A 2,738-nucleotide genomic window follows, 5' to 3' on the forward strand; every position below is an offset into this window, starting at 1 on the left:
CCGCCCGGCTCGTCCAGCGGCGCGCCGGGGCGCAGCAGGTCGCCGTCCAGCGCCAGCGGCAGTCCGGTCGCGGCGGCGACCGCGGCCTGGAAGGCGGCATTGCGACTGGCGTACCAGCCGGCGTTGAAATCGGCGAAGCGGTACAGCGGTTCGGAATAGCGGGCCGGGTATCCGAGCAGGTGGGCGATACCGAAGTACATGCCGCCGCGGCGGCTGAACACCTCGTGGCGGATCGAGGTCGGCACCGGGTACGGATAGTCGTCGGCGTGGGACTCGGCAAACGCGATGCTGACCTGCATCGGCCCGCCGGTGCGCACCGGATTGAAGCCGTCGAACAACTTCCCGCCCATCGGCACGCGGCCGGTGAAGTCCTCGAAGATCGCGCTGAGTTCCTGCTCGGTGCTCACCGCGGCGATACGCTCGGCGTAGCTGCGGCCGTCGGTCGACTTCACCTTCAACGCCGCATCGACGAGGAAACCGGGGACGTGCACGGCGGCGGCGCGGCGCTCGATCTCCTCGCGGGCGATGCGTGCCAGTCCCGGCACCGGCGGGTTGGCCTGGAAGGTCGATTCCTGCTGGGTCACCGCCAGCGCGGCGCACAGGTTGCTGCTGCTGGGCTCGATGCCCTGCGCGGTGAACGCGACCTGGATGTCGGCGGCCCAGCCTTCGCGATCCGGGGTGCCGGCCGGCATCCGCCTGACGATCTCGGCACGGATCTCGGCCGGGCTGCGGTACGGGGCCCGGCTGTCGGGGCCGCTCGCGCAACCGGCCAGCAACAGCGCGGCCAGGATGACCAGGAGGGCGGAACGTAGATTCGATCGGGCGATTCGCATCGGCGGTACTCGTGCGCAACGGCGCCCAGACTAGCAGGACCGTTCAGCCGGTCCGCCGTGCCTCGCGCAGCGGTATGTCGGCACGGAAGCGGAAGCCCACGTGCTCGTACAGCGCCTTGGCGCGCGCGTTCTGATGGCTGACATGCAGGAACGGCAGCGCCTGCGAAGCGAGGATGTCGTTGGTCAGATGCGCCATCAGCCGGCGCGCAAGACCGCGGCCGAGGAAGGCCGGATCGGTGCAGATCGCACTCAGCTCGCGGTGGCCGGGAAATCCCATCCGCTCGCCGATGATGGCGGCCAGCCGGCCGTCGATGCGAATGCCGAAATAGCGCCCCATCTCCACCGTGCGCGGACGGAAGTAGTGCGGGTAGACCCGCGCGATCAGATCCAGCACGTCGGCGGTGTCGGCATCGTCCAGCGCCGTGATCGCGGGTCCGTCGGGCATCTGCAGCGGCCGCTCGCAGACCATCTGCGCGATCGCCACCGCCTCCCCGGCCTGCCAGTGCGGCGGCAGTTGCGGCGAGGGGCCGACGAACAAGACGTTCTCGCCGGGCTCGACCACCGTGTCGAGCGCCGCCGCATCGGCGTCCGGGGTCTCGACGGCGACGAAGGGCGCGACCTGCGGCGGATACGAGGCGGCGGCTCCCGAGCGCCTGGCGAACCCGGCATGCAGGGAAGCCAGCGAGGCCCACACTGGATTGTCGAGCGAAAGCGACATCGGCGCTCCTGTCTGGCGCGACGCGGACGGGCTCCAAGTCTGCCGCAGCACGGCGACGACGGTAAGGGGCACCGGCATCGCTACACTGGCCCGATGCCCTCCTGGTTCGTGTACCTGCTGGAATGCCGCGGCGGCCGGATCTATACCGGCATCGCCACCGACGTCGAGCGCCGCTACGCCGAACATCTCGCCGGCAAGGGCGCGCGCTTTACCCGCGCGTGGCCGCCGGAACGCGTGCTGGCCCGCTTCCGCTACCCGGACCGCGCCGCCGCCAGCCGCGCCGAGCACGCGATCAAGAAGCTGTCGCCGGCGCGCAAGCGGGCGCTTTGCCTGCAGGCCGAGCCGCCCTAGACGACGCGGCGTAACCTTTGCCGCCGCGCATGCGAACAGGAGCCGTACCTATCTACGGACTCCCGTCATGCCACGTCTGTTCACCCCCCGCTCGTTGTCCCTCACCGCCGGCGCCCTGCTGCTCGCCCTGGTCACGGCGTTCGCCGCCTTCTCCGCTGGCGCCGACGACCGCGCCGACTTCCTGCCCTACAGCGCCGCGCGCCTGGCCGCCTTGCAGGCCGAGGGCCGCCCGGTACTGGTCGACGTGCACGCCGACTGGTGCCCGACCTGCCGGCGCCAGGGGCCGATCCTGGCCAGGCTGCTGGCCGAGCCCGAACTGGCCGGCTATGCCGCGCTCAAGCTCGACTGGGACGACCAGCGCGATGCCGCGCGCGAACTCGGGGCGCCACGCCAGAGCACGCTGTTCGTGTTCAAGGGCGGCAACAAGCTGGGCATGTCGGTCGCCGAGACCGACGAGGCCCGACTGCGCAGCTTCCTGCGGCAAGGCGTGAAGTAATGGCGCCGGAGGCGCTGGGCCTGGCCACGCTCGGCCTGGCCGCCCTGGCCGGGCTGCTGACCACGCTGTCCCCCTGCGTGCTGCCGATCCTGCCGATGGTCGCGGCCTCGGCCGGCGGTCGCAGCCGCTGGGGCCTGGTCGCGCTGGCGGCGGGCATGGCGGCCTCGTTCACCCTGATCGGCGTCGTGGTGACTGGAAGTGGCCACCTGCTCGGCATCGACGGACAGGCCCTGCGTACCGGGGCCGGCGTGCTGATGACGTTGTTCGGGCTGGTGCTGCTGGTACCGGCGCTGCAACGTCTGGGCGAACGCGCCACCGCCTCGGTCGGCAACGCCGGCGG

At 71.5% G+C, this 2,738-nt stretch carries 5 protein-coding genes; 3 read left to right on the forward strand and 2 right to left on the reverse strand.

Annotated elements, in window-relative coordinates:
• Both FKV24_RS11590 and FKV24_RS11595 read right to left on the reverse strand, forming a co-directional pair.
• The coding region (locus FKV24_RS11590; RefSeq protein ID WP_141482495.1) for a DUF1615 family protein at nt 1–833 on the reverse strand (833 nt) is incomplete at its 3' end.
• A gap of 43 nt (nt 834–876) precedes the next feature.
• On the reverse strand, nt 877–1,551 hold the full coding sequence (locus tag FKV24_RS11595; protein WP_141482496.1) for a GNAT family N-acetyltransferase: 675 nt from the start codon (nt 1,549–1,551) through the stop codon (nt 877–879).
• Between the two features lie 93 nt (nt 1,552–1,644).
• On the opposite strand from FKV24_RS11595, the gene FKV24_RS11600 reads away from it, so the two are divergent.
• The 3 genes from FKV24_RS11600 to FKV24_RS11610 all read left to right on the forward strand — a co-directional run.
• Entirely contained in the window at nt 1,645–1,902 is a 258-nt protein-coding gene (locus tag FKV24_RS11600) for a GIY-YIG nuclease family protein (RefSeq protein ID WP_111266987.1), read from the forward strand.
• 67 nt (nt 1,903–1,969) lie between these two features.
• Nucleotides 1,970–2,398 carry a thioredoxin family protein gene (locus FKV24_RS11605; protein ID WP_141482497.1) on the forward strand — a complete coding sequence of 143 codons (429 nt, stop codon included), beginning with the start codon at nt 1,970–1,972 and terminating at the stop codon, nt 2,396–2,398.
• Nucleotides 2,398–2,738 (forward strand): urease accessory protein UreH domain-containing protein (locus FKV24_RS11610; RefSeq protein ID WP_249041001.1); only part of this gene is annotated, 341 nt, incomplete at its 3' end. The genes FKV24_RS11605 and FKV24_RS11610, both read left to right, overlap by 1 nt.

This window comes from Marilutibacter maris (assembly GCF_006546735.2).
GTDB lineage: Bacteria > Pseudomonadota > Gammaproteobacteria > Xanthomonadales > Xanthomonadaceae > Marilutibacter > Marilutibacter maris.